This window comes from Burkholderia sp. WSM2230 (assembly GCF_000472445.1).
In the GTDB taxonomy this organism is placed as follows: domain Bacteria; phylum Pseudomonadota; class Gammaproteobacteria; order Burkholderiales; family Burkholderiaceae; genus Paraburkholderia.
This window is the reverse complement of sequence record NZ_AXAJ01000001.1, coordinates 25875-41909: the sequence shown is the minus strand read 5'-3', so window position 1 is coordinate 41909 and position 16035 is coordinate 25875. Positions and strand designations below refer to the sequence as shown.

Genomic DNA, 16035 nt, shown 5'->3' with positions numbered 1-16035 from the left:
CGAATCGCAAATCACCCCGCCACCTTCAGCGCCTGCGAGAAATCCGCGATCAGATCGTCAATATCCTCGATGCCGACAGACAGCCGCAGCATGCCGTCCGATATCCCCATAGCCTTGCGCGTTTCCGCTCCGGCCTCAAAGAAAATAGTCGGTGCTACAGGAATAATGAGTGTGCGCGTGTCGCCGAGACCGGTCGCCTTGATCGGCAACTTCAGTGCGTTGACGACCTCCACCATGCGCCCGACGTCGCGCAATTCGAACGACAGCAGCCACGAGGCGCCCTTGAACAGGGCTTGCGCGATGCCGTACTGTGGATGACTTTCCAGCCCCGGATAGAACACCTTGCCGACGGCTTGGTGTTTCTCCAGAAAACGCGCGAGTGCCAGCGCGTTGTCGCTGCTTTGCTTCACGCGCAGCGCCAGCGTTTCCGCGCCCATCGCGATCGAGTGCGCCTGCTCCGACGACAACGACGCACCCATGTCACGCAAGCCCTTCTTGCGGATCTGCAACAGACCCTGCTCCTTCGGCGCGGCACGCCGATAGTCGTGCGCAATGTTCGGATACGCGCTCCAGTCGAACAGGCCCGTATCGGTAACCGCTCCACCGAGTGCGGCGCCATGGCCCGCAATCGTCTTCGTTAGCGAGTTGATGACGAGACTGGCGCCGACCGCTTTCGGCCTGAACAATGCCGGCGACGTAATCGTGTTATCGACCACATAGGCGATTGCGCGCTCGCGGCAGAGATCGCCGATGCGCTGCAAGTCTGGAATCTGTGTTCCCGGATTCGCGATGCTTTCGACGAACACCATGCGCGTATTCGGTCGTAGCGCGTCCTTCACATTCTCCACGTCGCACGCATCGACGGTTGTAACTTCAACGCCCAGCGTCCGCAATGTGCCGAACAGGCTGTTGGTGTTGCCAAATACGTAACGGCTCGATACGAGGTGGTCGCCCGCGCGCAGGAGCGTTAGGAACGTCGCCGTGATCGCAGCCATGCCCGTGCTGAAGCAGATCGTGCCGACGCCCTCTTCCAGGCTCGTGATCTTGCGCTCGAGCGCGGCGGTCGTGGGCGTGCCCTGGCGCGCGTAGTTGAAGCCGCCCTTGCGGGTGCCCTGGAACACGCCGATCAGATCTTCGACGCGCTCAAAACCATATTGCACGGACGTATGAATCGGTTGGCGCACGTCACCGTATGCGGTGCCCGAGATCCTGTCGCCATGTACGATGCTCGTGGTGAAACCTTGCTTGTCCATCGTTTTTCGCCTCTGAAGTCGATTGCAGCGGCACATTATGGCCGCTAACCCATGGTCGTGCGATTTTCGTCGCTACGCCAAGGGTCCGTCTATTTGGGTCCGCATATTATGCGCTTTACGGCCGCCGCTCGAAGATCGCGCGGGTACTTCATAATGGCCGCTTTTCACTGCGTCATGCAAAATGTCCGCATCCAGGATGTGGAGGGTGGCCCGTGGGTGTGAACTTCGATTTGAATGACTTGCAGGCGTTTCGCGCGGTGGTGGAACTGGGGAGCTTTCGCAAGGCCGCCGAGGCAGTCAGCATTTCGCAGCCTGCCCTGAGCCGCCGCATCGAAAAACTCGAGGAAGCACTCGGCGTGCGCCTCTTCGATCGCACCACGCGCAGTGTCACGCTCACTACCGTCGGCCGCGTGTTCGCCCCGAGCGCGGAACAGCTGCTCGACGATCTCGACGTCGCGTTGCTCGGCATCCGCGATGTTTCATCGAGCCGCCTCGGGCATGTGACCATCGCCTGCGTGCCGTCGGTGGCCTACTATTTTTTGCCGGTCGCGGTCGAGAGCTACCATCGCCGCTTTCCGCGCATCAGGATCAAGCTGCTGGATTCGAGCGCGAACGAAGTGCTTGGCGCCGTTATCAGCGGTGAGGCCGATTTCGGCGTGGGCTTCATGGGCAGCCAGGAGCCCGAGGTCGAGTTCAAGATGCTGCTGGAAGAGCGCTTTGTTGCAGCTTGCCGCCGCGATCACCCGCTCGCGGGCAGAAAGCGCGTGACATGGAACGAGCTTTACGAGCACGAATACGTCTCAGTGGACAAAACTTCGGGCAACCGCCTGCTGCTCGACCGGGCGCTCTCGGCCGTGGCGCCGCGCGCGCCGAGCGTCTGCGAAACGCGCCATGTCACGACCATGCTCGGCCTGATCGAAGCGGGGCTCGGTGTCGCCGCGGTGCCGTCGATGGCCATGCCCGGGCGCGATCACCCCATCCTCACGAGTGTGCCGCTCGTCGAACCAGTGGTGAAGCGGCGCGTGGGAATCGTCAGGCGCCGCGGACGTCCTCTGACACCGGCGGCGCAGGAGTTTCATAAAACGGTCGTCGCGATGAAGCGCGGCGGCGTCGCGAAGAGCGATGCGTCGGGCGATCACGCGTCTGCGAAAAGACAGTCCGCCAGGAAGACCGCACCGTGAGGTTGGCAAGACCGCTTCGTTCGCTTTATCTGCAGGTTCTGCTGGGCATGCTGGCCGGCGTGGCGCTCGGTCACTTCCTGCCGCACGCGCGCGCGTTGCTCAAGCCGCTGAGCGACGGGTTCGTCGGCCTCGTGAGAATGATGATCGCGCCAATCGTCTTCTGCACCATCGTCTCGGGCATCACGTCGCTCGCAAGCGGGAAGGCGATAGGGCGCACCATCTTTCAGGCGCTGGCGCTGTTCTATTCGCTCACTGCTGCGGCGCTCGCGCTCGGACTCGTCACCGCCTTCGTGCTGCGGCCGGGCGCGGGCATGCATATCGACGTGCATCATCTGGACGCGAGCATCCTCGCGCAATACGCGAAGCACGCGCAGCCGCACGGCCTTGTCGCATTCGCGCTCGGCGTCGTTCCCGAGACGATGACGGGCGCTTTCGACAAGGGCGAAGTGCTGCCGGTGCTGCTGCTCTCGCTGCTCTTCGGGTTCTCGCTCAATGCCTATCCGCAGGCGGGCAGGCCGGTGCTCGTGCTGATCGACGGCATCGCGCAGACGTTGTTCCGCATCCTCGCGATGATCATGCGGCTCGCTCCGCTTGGCGCATTCGGCGCAATGGCGTTCACGGTGGGCCGCTTCGGCATCCGTTGTGTCGGCTCGCTCGGCATGCTGGTGGTGTCCTTTTACGTGGCGTGCCTGCTGTTCATTGCGCTGGTGCTCGCTCCGCTCGCACGGCTGCATGGCTTCGCGCTTTGGCGGCTGTTGCGCTACATGCGCGAGGAATTGCTGATTGTTCTCGCGACATCGTCGACGGAGCCGGTGCTGCCGCGCCTGATCGCGAAGCTGCAAGCGCTCGGCTGCGACAAGGGCGTCGTGGGACTGGTGCTGCCCGCCGGCTATTCGTTCAACCTCGACGGGACCGCGATCTATTTGACGCTCGCGTCCGTGTTCATTGCGCAGGCGTGCGACGTGCCGCTTTCCGCGGTGCAGATCGCGACGATGCTCGCGGTCATGCTGATCACCTCGAAGGGAGCAGCGGGCGTGTCGGGCAGTGGACTCGTGGCGCTGGTCGCGACGCTCACTGTGATTCCCGATCTGCCGGTGGCCGGGGTGGCGCTGCTGGTGGGCATCGACCGCTTCATGTCAGAGGCGCGCGCGCTGACGAGCGTGATCAGCAATGCGTGTGCGGTGATCTTCGTGTCGATGTGGGAAAGCGCTTGCGACCGTACGCGTCTCGCTCAGACGCTCGGGTCGACGACGCGAAGCGGCGTAGACGCTGCGGAGGACCCGGCAGGCAATACCCCGGGGTTGTAACAGGAAGGTTGCCCGATGCCTGATGCACGATGCACGATGCCGGCGGCAAGCCTTCCTTCAACTGTTCCGTCAATGGGCGGAAACGGTATCGAGCCCCGTCGATTTCACTTCAGCTTGCACGCCGGGCGAAGCGAGATAGTCGAGCAGCGCTTTCGCTTCCTTCGGATGCTGCGCGCCGACGGGAATGCCGGCGGCGAAACGCGTGACCGACTGCAGCGACTCGGGAATCTTGCCGGCGAAGGTCACGCCCTTAACAGGCAGCAATTCGCTCACCTGCTGGAAGCCGATCTCGTAGTCGCCGTTCGCCACTACAGAGGCTACCGGAATCCGCGGAATCATCTTCGCCTTCGCCTTGACCTGGTCTTCAATGCCGAGCTTGCTGAACAGCTCGCGCTCGATATAGACACCGCTCGCACTGTCCGAGTAGGCAATGGACTTCGCATGAAGCAGCGCCTGCCGAAGCCCTTCGGGCGAGCTGATGTCAGGCTTTACCGCTCCCTCGCGCACGACCATGCCGATGCGCGAATCGGCCAGTTCGACACGCGACCCGGGGATGACCTTCCCCTTCTGGATCAGCTCGTCCAATGCATAGCCGACCATGATGACGGCGTCCGCGGGCTCGCCACGTTCGAGCCGGTTCGGGATCGCTTCAGGTGATTTACCCATCGACGGGCCCAGCGCAGTGTCGAGCGTGTTGCCCGTTTCGGACGCGAACTTCGGACCAAGCGCCTTGTATGCCGCGGTAAAGCCGCCCGAGCTCATGACGTGCAGGTCGGCGGCCTGTACGCTCGCCGTGGCGGCCGTCGACGCGAGCAGTGCCGCGGCGCAGAGTTTCAGAAGCAGGTTTCTCATGAACAGAATCGTGTCGGATTGTGTGTGTTCGGATACATGCGGAATGCGCAACGGCGCAACCGCACGCGAATGAACGGCGCGCGAATCAGTGCGCCGGAGTCAGCGTCGGTGCGCGGCGGCGATAGAGCGCGAACGTCGCAAGGAGCGCGCAGGCCGCGGCGAAGCTCATCCAGTAGCCGGGCGCGGCCTTGTCGCCGGTCATGTGAATCAGCGCTGTGGAGATGGCCGGCGTGAAGCCGCCGAACACCGCCGTCGCAAGGCTATAGGCAAGCGAGAAGCCCGCGACCCGCACCTGCACCGGCATCACTTCCGTCAGTGCGACGATCATCGCGCCGTTGTAAATGCCGTACATGAACGAAAGCCAAAGCAGGACCAGCAGCATATTGATGAAGCTCGGCGCGTGAGCGAGCAGCGACAGCGCCGGGTACGCCGTGGCAATGGCGAGCATCGTCATGCCGACGAGCAGCGGCCGGCGGCCGATCCTGTCAGAAAGCGCCCCGCCGATGGGAAGCCACACGAAGTTCGACACGGCGACACACAGCGTGACGAGCAGACTGTCCGCGGTGCTCAAGTGCAGGACGGTCCTGCCGAAAGTCGGCGCGTACACCGTGATGAGATAGAAGCTTGCGGTGGTCATGGCGACCAGCATCATGCCGGCGACCACGACAGCCCAGTTCTGGCCCAGCGTGCGGAACACTTCGCTCATGCTCGGGCGATGCCGGCGAGCCTTGAACTCCTGGGTTTCCTCCAGATTGCGGCGCAGCATGAAGATGAACGGCACGATCAGGCAGCCGACGAAAAACGGAACGCGCCATCCCCAAGCCGCAATGGCGGTCGCGTTTAGCCCCTGGTTGAGCGCGAAGCCGAGGCCCGCGGCGATGACAATCGCTACCTGCTGGCTCGCGGACTGCCAGCTCGTGAAGAAGCCCTTGCGGCCCGGCGTCGCCATCTCGGCGAGATACACCGACACGCCGCCCAGCTCGGCGCCTGCGGAGAAGCCTTGCAGCAGCCGGCCAACCAGCACCAGCGCGGGCGCGAGAAGGCCGATTGTCGAATAGCCCGGTACGAACGCAATGAGAATCGTGCCGCTCGCCATGATGGAGAGCGTGACGATCAGGCCTTTGCGGCGACCCACATCGTCGATGTATGCGCCGAGCACGATCGCGCCCAGCGGCCGCATCAGAAAACCGGCGCCGAACACCGCGAAGGTCATCATCAACGAGGCAAATTCGCTGCCGGCCGGGAAGAAGACGCCGGCAATCTGCGTCGCGTAGAAACCAAACAGAAAGAAGTCGAACTGCTCGAGGAAATTGCCGGCAGTTACGCGGAAAACCGCCGCAGCCTTGGAATGTCCCGGCGCAAGGGTGGAAGGCGAGGGGTGCATCGATGTGTCTCCTGAGATCCTGCAACATGCGGTGGTCCGCACTTTGCCGTTTCAGGAATATTGGCCTGTCGCCAGTAAAACGATAAGTGCAATCTTTTGAACGATTGATGTTCTGTGGTTATCAATCGGCGCACACTGCGACCGCCGCCGCGCTATCAAAGCCGCCCGCTTGAGCGACTTCTGTCATTCGTCAGGACGCAGGTTGTCCGGCCCGATCTCCGGTAGTGGCTGCCTTCCCCGATATTGCTCGACGAAGCCGAGAAGCGCTTTGGTCTGGTAATGCCTCGCCAGTTGGCAGAGGTTGTCGGCGAAAGGACGGTAGCGCTCGTCGAGCTCGGTCAGGCGCGCGGCGTGTTGAACGATAGCGCGCATGTCGCCGAGTCGCGCCAGGTAGTGCAATGCCTCCATCTCTTCATGCGGCGGCGCGATCAAGGCCCTCGCGGCGGAATCGGCAACATGTAGAGCCGATCCATCCGCGGCTGCGGCCTGCGTGTGCGGAGCCGCGACGTCGCTCCACTCGATGTCCAGCAAGGCCGCGATATGCGACAACAGAACCGTCAGGTCGACCGGTTTCGAAAGAACGGCGTTCGCGCCCGCCGCCAGACTTTTCGCCGCATCGCTTCCTGACGCGCCGGCGGACACCGCGACAATCGGCAGGCTGTCGAACTCCGGCATGGCTCGCAGGCGTCGCGTGGCTTCGAGCCCGTCCATTCCGGGCATTACCACGTCCATGAGAATAAGCGCCGGGCGTAGCGCTTTGGCTGTTTCCAACGCTTCAAGTCCATTGCCGGCCTCCGCCATCTCGAAGCCGAGCGGGCCGAGCATGTCGACCACGACGGCACGGTTCGCCGCAACGTCATCCACGACAAGAACGGTCTTGCGCGGTCCCATGTAGCCGCTTGCCGTCCACTCGGGCGGCACGACTGCGGCCTCGGGCGCCACCACCTGGACATCCAGCTCGAACGAGAAGGTGCTGCCCGCGCCGCAGCGGCTCTCGACGTGAATCTCGCCGCCCATCAGGCGCACGAACTGCCGGCTGATGGCGAGGCCCAGCCCCGTGCCGCCGATCCGGTGCCGGGCATCGCTCACCTGCTCGAAAGGCCGGAAAATCGCCTCCAGATGCGCCTCGTCTATGCCGATGCCGGTGTCCTGCACATCGAAACGCAGCCGCCTGGGCGGCGCCCAACCGACGCGCAGGCACACGCTGCCTTGCTCAGTGAATTTGACTGCGTTGGAGAGCAGGTTGAGCAGCACCTGGCGGAGCCGTTTCTCGTCTGCCCGCACGGCTGCCGGCAGACCGGGAGCCAGCTCGCAAGAAAAGGCCAGACCCTTTTCGGTTGCCTTCACCTGCATCGTCTCGGCAATGAAATGGATAAAGCGCTCGAGCACAACGTCGGAGAGATTGATCTCCACCTTCCCTGCCTCGATTTTCGCCATATCCAGAATGTCGTTGATGATCGCCAGCAGGTGTTCGCCGCTGCGCTGGATTACCGCGATGCCGTCGGCCTGGTGTGGAGCAAGGCTCTTATCGCGCTTCAGGATCTGCGCGTACCCTAGTATGCCGTTCAACGGCGTGCGCAACTCGTGGCTCATGTGCGCAAGAAAGTCGCTCTTGGCCTGGTTGGCCGCATCGGCGTGCTCCTTCGCCACGGCGAGTTCGGCCGTGCGCTCGCGGATCATGTCTTCAAGGTGCTCGCGATAGCGCCGCAGCTCCTCTTCAGCCCGCCTTTGTTCGGTGATGTCGCGTGAGATGCCCAGCAGGAATTGCGGCTCGCCGCGCACGTCGACGATCGGAATCTTCATGGTGTGCACAAGGCGCTGCCCGTGACGCGTGTGAACCGGCTCCTCCGGCACGTCGACCAGTTGTTGCGACTCCAGTACGTCGCGGTCCTTCAGCGCAAAAAAGCGCGCCTCCTCTGGCGGGAACAGGTCGTGAACCGACTTGCCTATGAGTTCCTCGCGCCGGTAACCGAGCAGTTGCTCTCCCGCCCTGTTGAAGCGGACGAAGCGCAGCGTCGCCGCATCCTTGACGAAAATCATGTCGGGAATGTTCTCGACGATGCTGTCGAGAAAGTGTTCGCTCGCTCGCGCGGCCTCTTCGGCGTGCTGGCGTTCGGCGATCTCCGCGGTGCGGCCCGCAAGCGCCGTGCTGAGTTCGGCCGTGCGCTGGGCCACGCGCGCCTCGAGCTGGGCGTTGAGTTCCTTCAGCGCGTCTTCGGCCTGGCGGCGCTGGCGGCGGTCTTCAAGAAACTGCTCGACTGCGCGCGCCATATCGGCAATCTCGTCGCCACCGCGAACCGGCACGCCGGCTCGTGTGCTGTCGACATCGCCGTGCCGCAGGTAGTGACTGACCCGGCGCAGTCGTCCCATCACGCGGCGACCGAGGAAGGCATGCGCGATCAGCCAGGCAAGCAGCAGACTCACCGCAACCTCGCCGCCTACCCACCGGCGCGTGCGGTCCGCGTCGCCGGCCAGGTCCTGGACTGCTTGACGATAATCGCGCGTAAAGTAATCCGCCTGTTGACGCGCCGCGGCGGCGAGCGCGTCGGCCTGGCGGCGCAGATCGTCGTCGAGGCTGCCCGGTGACGCGCCCGATGCCGGCGCGGTTGCCGGTGCGGTTCCGGCGCGCAGCGCGGTCTCGCGCATTTGCGCTTCGACGTTGACCGTATTGCGAAAGCGCTGGCTGGAGCGATGCAACGCCAGCGCGTCGACACTCACTCCCTCGCTCGTCGTTGCGGAAGCAAGGCGGTCTACCAGGCGGTCGAACGTCGCGAGTTCTTCTATCACGTGCCGATGCGTCTCGCGCACCGCGTCCACCGTATTGCCGCTCGACAACTGCAACGCCTGACGTTCGATCATCAACGTAAGCTGCGCCAGATTATGCGCATCCTCCTGGCGCGTGAGCCGCTCCTCGGCTAACTGGCGGATCGCGTGAGCCGACCCGGCCAACGAGTAAATAGTGGTGGCGCCGACCGCGACCACCAGGGCAGCGAGACAGGACACCACCAGCGCGAATTGCGCGGTAAGCGACTGGGGAAGCGGAAGTTTCACGGGCGTTGCCAGATATGGCGGTAGATGTCGCGATAGCCGTTAGCGGGGTCGTAAAGCAGACGATCGCCGCCGTCCGCGGCAATGTTGTCCGCCGTCACGAGATGCACCGGGACCACATAGCCCGTTACGTCTCCCCCGGCAAAGAGCCGGTTGATCTCGTCGACCAACTGCCAGCCATGCAGATTCAGCGGCTCCGCCACGGTGCCCGTCTGAAACGTGCCCGTGCGGATACGCAGAAAGGCAGACTCGCTGCCGTCGCCAGCCGACAGCATGGCCATCGCGGCGTTCGGCATTCCAGCCTGGGTCAGGACCGGGGCAGCGTAATCGAAGTAAATGTCGTTGACGGCCAGCGCATAGGTCCAGCGCCTGCCATACTGCGCGAGCAAGGCGCGTGTCGTGCCCGGCATCAGTTGCTGGCTGCGTGAAATCGGCACGTCGCGCATTTCGAGCAAGGTACAGCCGCTGCATTCGCGCACCACTGCAGCCATTTGGTCCGCCTTGGCCTGGGCGATCCGGAAATTGGAGTCGGTGAAAATGACGACTCCCGCACGTCCGCCCGATTGAACGATAGCCGCCAGCGCAGTCACGCGCGCCACCTGGAGTGGATCGGTCGCCACGTTCATGGCGAGCGGCGTGCCGGGCACAGGTCCCGCCTGGGCCGCGACATGCCAGCCCACCACAGGAATGCTCCGCTCGGCAAACGGCCGCAGTCCGGGCAATAGCGCACGCGCGTCGCCGCCTACGAGGATGAGTCCGTCCGGACGGCTTGCCAGTGCATTCGCCAGCATCTTGAGCCGCAGGTCCGGCGTGCCGCCGGAGTCGAAAATTTTCACGCTCCAGCCGATGACCTTCGCCGCCTCCAGCACACCGTCGACCACGCCGACAATGCCGCCGTTGCGCAAATCTTCGGCGACAATGGCAACGTGCTTGCCCGCCTGAGCGCGCGGCCCGTCGCGCGGTCCGTTCCAGGGTGCGCCAGGTTGCGCCGCGGCATTGACGACGCGCTTTGCCTCCGCGAGGTAGTCAGTCGCGCCGACCGTGGCGGCAGGCGCGGCGGCAGTCGGCATACCCTGCGCCGCAGCAACCGACAGCAGACACGCGCACTCCAACGCCAGAAGCCAGCCCCTCATGCTGTTCCCCTAGGGCCTCGTCGGGGTTGGATGACCGCCGTTGACGATGTACCCAGATGCCGCGCGCAGGTGGATCCTGCGCATCTGATAGTACACCGCTATCGACGCATCGTCGTGTCATCCGCTACTGCTCGACAGCGATCAGGCGGTGCCGCTCTCGCACGCGGCGCGACGCGGTTTATCGGACAGCGCTACATGCCGATGCTCGACCCTCCGCCCGCGCTCGTGCCCGTACTCGAACCCGTGCTCGTACCTGAACTGGATGTCGTATCCAGATCGATTCTTCCATAGACGCCATTGGCTTCGTCATTCGGCCCTGCCGCGAAAAACAGCGTCCTGGAAGGCTGATTGTTGAGATCATTGCCGAACGCAATGCCCCATAGGCCGTGTTCCACAATCGGGCTGCCGTTGGATCCATTGATTCGTCCCATCGACTGGCCGCTCGACGCATTGAACGCGTTGATCGTGCCATCGCCGAAATTGCCGATCAGTACTGCACCGCTCATTGAGCCAAAGTTTGCGGGCGCTTGTGCAATGCCCCACGGCGCGTTGAGTGGGCCGCCCGTTGCAAAGCGTTGCTTCAGGTTGCCGGCGGTGTCGTAGACATCGACCATGCCAAGTCCCGCGCCCGCGACGTCGTCGTGTTTATCCGCGTCCTGCTTCGCGTAAGTGACGAACAGATTCGAGCCGATCGCCTGAATGCCGAATGGCGCGAAGCCGGCAGGAATTGCCGGGTCTGTGAAGGCGCCGGGCATTGCGACCCTGGTAAAGGAAGTATCGAAGACGTCGATCTTGTTGTTATGGAAATCCGTCGCGTAGAGGAAGTTGTTGTTGTTCATGGCGGCAAGCGCGAGACCCTTGTATACGGCGCCGCCCGTTCCATCGTCATACATGACAAACGCATTGGTCGGCCCGACTGCGGGAGCCCATGCGGTGATCGTGCCGCCTTCGCCCGCGAAGATGAACGCGGCCACGCCTGACTTGCCGTTTTCCGTGACGACAAAGCTTTGCGTTCCGTTGAAGACGATGCCGGTGGGCGATGCCGAACCGTTCTTGCCGTCCGGTATGGTCACGACGAGAGATTGCGGCACGCCATTACCATCGTAGAGCGTCGCGACGTTGGTGCCGTTGTCCGCGACCCAGACGAAACCTTTTGGATTAAAGGCGACGCCCCACGCATTTTTAAGCTTCGCGTCGATGTGCGCAGCGGGCACCGCGCCATCCGACACGAGGGCCGTCGCAGTGAACGACGACTGCGCTGGCGGCGCTTCAATGCTTGAACCTGAACCGCCGCCGCACGACACCAGCGTCGCGACGGCCGCGCCGCATGCTGCGACGCCCAATACACCGAGTAGAGACTTCATGACCGCACTCCTCGTTCTGTCCACGGGACTTAACGGTCAATGAACGAGGGGCGCGGGGAGTTTATTCCGGCGAACAAGGGCTTATTTCGCGCGGTGTGTTGCGTGATGGCTGGGACGCTACGCTATTGTTCAGGCGGTCGGTGACTACTCACTGTGCAGTCGAGGCAGCCGTATCCGACGCCCCCTTCGCGTGCGCTCCCTGTTGCGGCATTCGTGTGGGTGCAGTCGTCGACTTGCTGCCCTTTGACATGGATGTCGACCCACCCGCGCCACCCGTGTTGGGCGGATTCATTCCTGCACCGCCCTGGCCCGCTCCATTCGCTCCATTAACGCCGGCCCCACCGGCCCCTACACTGGTGCCGCCGCTGCCGCTACCACCACCGCCGCCACCCGCGCCCTGTGCGAACGCCGTGCCGACCAATGCCAGCACACATGCTGAGCAAAACACTGCTTTCTTTACCGTCTTCATGACTGCCTCCCTCGATAGAACGAGCGCCGGCCAGCCTCTGACCTGGCCGGCGTTCATGATGTGATTTCAGATATTGCCCGGCGGCAGGTCCTGCACGCTGCGCGTGGATGACCAGTACGGCTCGCGGTTGTAGTACTGATGGATCGTGGTGCCCCACGTCGCGTCCGCCATTGAAGGCCAGTGGTCCTTGTCGAAGCCCGGGTCGTCCTTGATGCGTTGGGCGTCGATGCTGACGCGGAAGCACTTCGCGTCGGTATCGAGCGTGAGTGCATTCCAGGGTATCGCATGCAGGTTGGCGCCCATGCCGAGAAAACCGCCTTCGGACAGCACCGCATAGGCAATTCTGCCGCTGCGCACGTCGAGCATGATGTCGGAAATCTTGCCGACGTCTTCTCCGTCCGATGAAATGACCTGCGTGTCGTCGAGCGTCGCCGCGGCCATGACTTCCGGCCCCGGACCTTCACCAACGCCACTGCCGACAATGTCCGCACCGCCCGCGCCCGATGCACTGCCTTGCGGGTCCAATGTGCTCATGATGTCCTCCACGTTTAATAGTGTGGACGTTGATGCGCAACGACTATGCCCGCGATGCTGAAGCGACACCGTGCGACGCGACGCGCGCCCATGAGAAGAGACAATGCGAAGAGCGCGTAAAGATTTCTCGCGGTTCAAACGACGACGTTACTCGACGCACCAGGCGCACTGGCGCTACTCAATCCGCCGCGCTACAGCGCGACGCTTTCGAGCCGCGCCGCGAGAAATTCCACGAAAAGACGCGTGCGCGCCGGCAAGCGCCGCGTGGGCAGCCACAGCGCCTGCAACGGCAGCGGCGACAGTTCATAGTCGGTCAGAATCAATTCCACGCGACGCTGCTGCACCAGCTCGCCGATCTGCCAGTACGCCGCCCGGCCGATGCCAAGACCGCTGGCAACTGCATCGTTGATGGCCGCCGTGCTGTTGCTTTCGAAGCGGCCGCGCACCTGCACCGCTTCCTCCAAGCCGCGTTTGCTGCGGTAACGCCACAGCGATGCCTCCGGCAGCGCAGACCGGACCACGCAATCGTGCTGCTTAAGATCTGCAGGCCGCAGCGGACGCCCGCGCGCTTCAAGATAAGCGGGCGACGCGAACGTCACTCGCCGGATCGTGCCGAGCCGCCGCGCAATCAGATTGGAGTCGGGCGTCTCGCCAATGCGGATCGTGATGTCGGCACCGCTTGTTGCCGGGTCGTCGTACTCCTCCGACAAATCCAGCGACGCCGTGAGCTGCGGATAACGCGCGAGGAATGCCGCAAGCAGCGGCGCGATATAGCGCGGGCCGAACAGCGTCGGACCGCAGATGCGCAAGCGCCCCGACACTGTCGTTGCGTATTCGGCGAGTTCGGCGCGCGCCATTGCCAGATCGGCGAGCACCTGCTTGACGCGTGTGTAGAACTGCTCGCCTGCCGTGGTCAGCCGGCACTGGCGCGTGGTGCGCGCGACCAGCAACGTCCCCGCCTCGCGCTCGAGCACCTGCAGCGAGCGGCTCACTGCCTGCAACGACCGGTCGAGCCGTCGCGCCGCGCCGGTCAGATTGCCTTCCTCGGCAATCGCGACAAAAACTTCCAGGTCGCGCAGCGATCCATTATCCATTTTGGCGGGAGAAAGAGTCATTTTTCGCCCCGATTATCTATCAGATCAGCGCGGGTAGCATACGGAGCATCGACTTCAAGGAGCCCTGCGCATGTCCCCGAACGATCCGAGCCCTGCCGCCACTCATGCGCCCACGTCGGTCGCGACGCGCCCTTACGCGATTGCCGTCGGCATCGCGGTACTCGGGTTGTACGCGTCGCAAGCGCTGGTGAACGATCTCGCCACATCGGTCGGACTCGGCGCGTGGGCCAACATGGTGACGACGCTGACGCTGACCGGCTATGCCGCCGGACTGTTGCTTCTCGTGCCGCTCGTCGACCTGTTGCCGAACCGGCGGCTCATTATCGCGACGCTCGGCGCGCAGGTGCTGTCGCTCGCTGTGCTTGCGGCTGCGCGCGAGCCGGTGGCCTTTCTCGCCGCATCGTTTTTCGTCGGTCTGACCTCCAGTGCGATCCAGATGCTCGTGCCGGTCGTCACATCTCAAGCGGCGGAGGCGGAGCGCGGTCGGGTGGTCGGAGACGTGATGAGTGGGCTGATGGTCGGCGTATTGCTGTCGCGTCCGGCGGCGAGTCTGATCGCCGGCGCGTTCGGCTGGCGCAGCTACTATGCGATCGACGCCGCCGCGCTCGCCGCGATGTCGGCGTGGCTCTGGACGCATCTTCCGGAACGGCGGCCGCTTCATCAAAGCTCGTATGGCGCGCTGATCGGCTCGCTGCTGCATCTGATCCGCGACGAACCGGTGCTGCGACGCCGCGCGCTCTATCAAGGCCTGCTGATGGTGTCGTTCAACCTGTTCTGGACCAGCGTCGCGGTGAAACTCGCGAGCGCACCGCTGCGGCTCGGCCATCCCGGCATCGGCCTCTTCGCGCTGGCCAGCGCGGGCAGCACGATCATCGCACCGGTCGCGGGACGTCTCGGCGACCGTGGCCTCGACCGGCAAGCCACGATCGCCTTCCACACGATCGTTGTGCTCGCGACCGGCATCGCGCTGCTGGGCGGCAGCAACAGCCTGCCGCCCGCGGTCTCGCTCGCGCTGCTGGTGGTGGCAGCGCTGCTGCTCGATCTGGGCGTAATCGGCGATCAGGCGATGGGGCGGCGCGCGGTCAATCTGCTCAGCCCGCACGCGCGCGGCCGCGTGAACGGCCTTTTCACCGGACTATTTTTCGTCGGCAGTGCAATCGGTGCACTGCTTGCCGGGCCGGCGTGGGCGCTCGGCCACTGGATGGGCATCTGCATCGCCGCGGCTGCGTTTGCACTGGCGGCCAACGTATTGCATATCTTGCAGACCGCGGCACCGGCGCGCTCGTCGCAAGCTACTTCATCCGCTGCGGACCCACGTTGCTGAAACCGCATCTTCCGACTCCAGGAAAACCGACCATGGACGCAACCCGTTCTAGCTTCCGCTACCAGACCGTCAAAGTGGACGGCGTCGACATCTTCTATCGCGAGGCCGGGCCCAAAGACGCGCTAACCGTTCTGCTGCTGCATGGCTTTCCGTCGTCTTCGCGAATGTACGAACCGCTGATGCCGTTTCTCGCGCCCGAGTTGCACCTCGTCGCGCCCGACTATCCCGGCTTCGGCAACAGCGAGGCGCCCGCGCCCGAACGTTATGCGTACACGTTCGACAATCTGGCGCGTTCCATCGAGCAGTTCACCGACGCGCTGAAGCTCGAGCGCTACGTGCTGTTCATGGCGGACTACGGCGGCCCGGTAGGCTTCCGGCTTGCGATGGCCCGGCCCGACAGAGTGATGGGCATCGTGATCCAGAACGCGGTTGCGCATGAAGAAGGATTGGGGCCGTTGTGGGAAACGCGCAAGGCATTCTGGAAGGATCGCGCACGGCACGAGGCGAGCTTGTGGGCCAATCTTGCCTCGCCGGATGCGTTAAAGCTGCGGCACGTAGGCACGAGTCCCAATCAGCACCGCTATGATCCGGACAACTGGCGCGACGAAGAGCAGTTTCTCGCACGCCCCGGACAGGCAGCCATACAGACCGATCTCTTCTACGACTACCGCACGAATCTGCAATCGTATCCGCGCTGGCAGGCCTGGCTGCGCGAGCATCGGCCGCCTATGCTCGTGACCTGGGGCAAGTACGATCCGTCGTTTGCGGTGCCGGGCGCTCATGCCTATCAGCGTGATGTTCCGGATGCCGAAGTACATGTGTTGGAGGCAGGCCACTTCGCGCTGGAAGAAGCGAGCGACGAGATCGCCGCGTTGACGCTTGGTTTCGCGCGGCGTTTGGCGGTTCGTTGAGAGGGTGGGCGTGTTGTGCGCGTTGTGTGGCCAGGACTGCTCTCTTGCGTCGAAGAACCCCACACTCGACCGCTCACCTTGCCCAAGCCCTATTCGTTGCAGCGGCACCTCGTGACTATCGACTCGCAGTCATCGATAAAAAAATTAATGTAGCGCTCGC

The 16035-nt window shown here is 63.7% G+C and carries 13 protein-coding genes; 5 read left to right on the top strand and 8 right to left on the bottom strand.

What is annotated here, in order from left to right; genetic code table 11:
• Nucleotides 1-11: 11 nt before the first annotated feature.
• On the bottom strand, nucleotides 12-1253 hold the full coding sequence (locus A3AC_RS0100165) for a cystathionine gamma-synthase family protein (RefSeq protein ID WP_025596445.1): 1242 nt from the start codon (nucleotides 1251-1253) through the stop codon (nucleotides 12-14).
• A 212-nt stretch (nucleotides 1254-1465) separates the two neighbouring features.
• Between A3AC_RS0100165 and A3AC_RS0100160 the strand changes: the two genes are divergently transcribed.
• Nucleotides 1466-2434, top strand: a complete 969-nt coding sequence (locus A3AC_RS0100160; protein ID WP_025596444.1) for a LysR family transcriptional regulator — start codon at nucleotides 1466-1468, stop codon at nucleotides 2432-2434.
• Nucleotides 2431-3741 (top strand): C4-dicarboxylate transporter DctA, encoded by a 1311-nt coding sequence (gene dctA / locus A3AC_RS0100155; protein ID WP_025596443.1) that lies wholly within the window; start codon nucleotides 2431-2433, stop codon nucleotides 3739-3741. The genes A3AC_RS0100160 and dctA overlap by 4 nt, the downstream gene beginning before the upstream one ends.
• Before the next feature lie 69 nt (nucleotides 3742-3810).
• Here the strand turns inward: dctA and A3AC_RS0100150 are convergent, their stop codons facing one another.
• The 3 genes from A3AC_RS0100150 to A3AC_RS0100140 form a co-directional block, all read right to left on the bottom strand.
• Complete coding sequence (locus A3AC_RS0100150) at nucleotides 3811-4593, bottom strand: substrate-binding domain-containing protein (RefSeq protein ID WP_025596442.1); 783 nt, start codon at nucleotides 4591-4593, stop codon at nucleotides 3811-3813.
• Nucleotides 4594-4678: 85 nt separating this feature from the next.
• Nucleotides 4679-5977 (bottom strand): MFS transporter, encoded by a 1299-nt coding sequence (locus A3AC_RS0100145; RefSeq protein WP_025596441.1) that lies wholly within the window; start codon nucleotides 5975-5977, stop codon nucleotides 4679-4681.
• 183 nt (nucleotides 5978-6160) lie between these two features.
• Nucleotides 6161-8623, bottom strand: coding sequence for a PAS domain-containing hybrid sensor histidine kinase/response regulator (locus tag A3AC_RS0100140; protein WP_232231866.1), 2463 nt, complete (start codon nucleotides 8621-8623; stop codon nucleotides 6161-6163).
• On the opposite strand from A3AC_RS0100140, the gene A3AC_RS30825 reads away from it, so the two are divergent.
• Nucleotides 8624-8896, top strand: a complete 273-nt coding sequence (locus A3AC_RS30825; protein ID WP_232231865.1) for a hypothetical protein — start codon at nucleotides 8624-8626, stop codon at nucleotides 8894-8896. It abuts the gene before it with no gap.
• A gap of 128 nt (nucleotides 8897-9024) precedes the next feature.
• Here the strand turns inward: A3AC_RS30825 and A3AC_RS0100135 are convergent, their stop codons facing one another.
• From A3AC_RS0100135 to A3AC_RS0100120, 4 genes are all read right to left on the bottom strand, one after another.
• Complete coding sequence (locus A3AC_RS0100135; RefSeq protein WP_025596439.1) at nucleotides 9025-10158, bottom strand: substrate-binding domain-containing protein; 1134 nt, start codon at nucleotides 10156-10158, stop codon at nucleotides 9025-9027.
• A gap of 191 nt (nucleotides 10159-10349) precedes the next feature.
• The gene (locus A3AC_RS0100130) at nucleotides 10350-11522 is read right to left on the bottom strand and encodes a TIGR03118 family protein (RefSeq protein WP_025596438.1); all 1173 of its coding nucleotides are present in this window, start codon (nucleotides 11520-11522) and stop codon (nucleotides 10350-10352) included.
• A 535-nt stretch (nucleotides 11523-12057) separates the two neighbouring features.
• The gene (locus A3AC_RS0100125) at nucleotides 12058-12525 is read right to left on the bottom strand and encodes a PRC-barrel domain-containing protein (RefSeq protein WP_025596437.1); all 468 of its coding nucleotides are present in this window, start codon (nucleotides 12523-12525) and stop codon (nucleotides 12058-12060) included.
• Nucleotides 12526-12716: 191 nt separating this feature from the next.
• Entirely contained in the window at nucleotides 12717-13640 is a 924-nt protein-coding gene (locus tag A3AC_RS0100120) for a LysR family transcriptional regulator (protein ID WP_232231864.1), read from the bottom strand.
• 70 nt (nucleotides 13641-13710) lie between these two features.
• Between A3AC_RS0100120 and A3AC_RS0100115 the strand changes: the two genes are divergently transcribed.
• Entirely contained in the window at nucleotides 13711-14964 is a 1254-nt protein-coding gene (locus A3AC_RS0100115; protein WP_025596435.1) for an MFS transporter, read from the top strand.
• A 32-nt stretch (nucleotides 14965-14996) separates the two neighbouring features.
• Nucleotides 14997-15875 (top strand): alpha/beta fold hydrolase, encoded by an 879-nt coding sequence (locus tag A3AC_RS0100110; protein WP_025596434.1) that lies wholly within the window; start codon nucleotides 14997-14999, stop codon nucleotides 15873-15875.
• The last annotated feature ends 160 nt before the right edge of the window (nucleotides 15876-16035 follow it).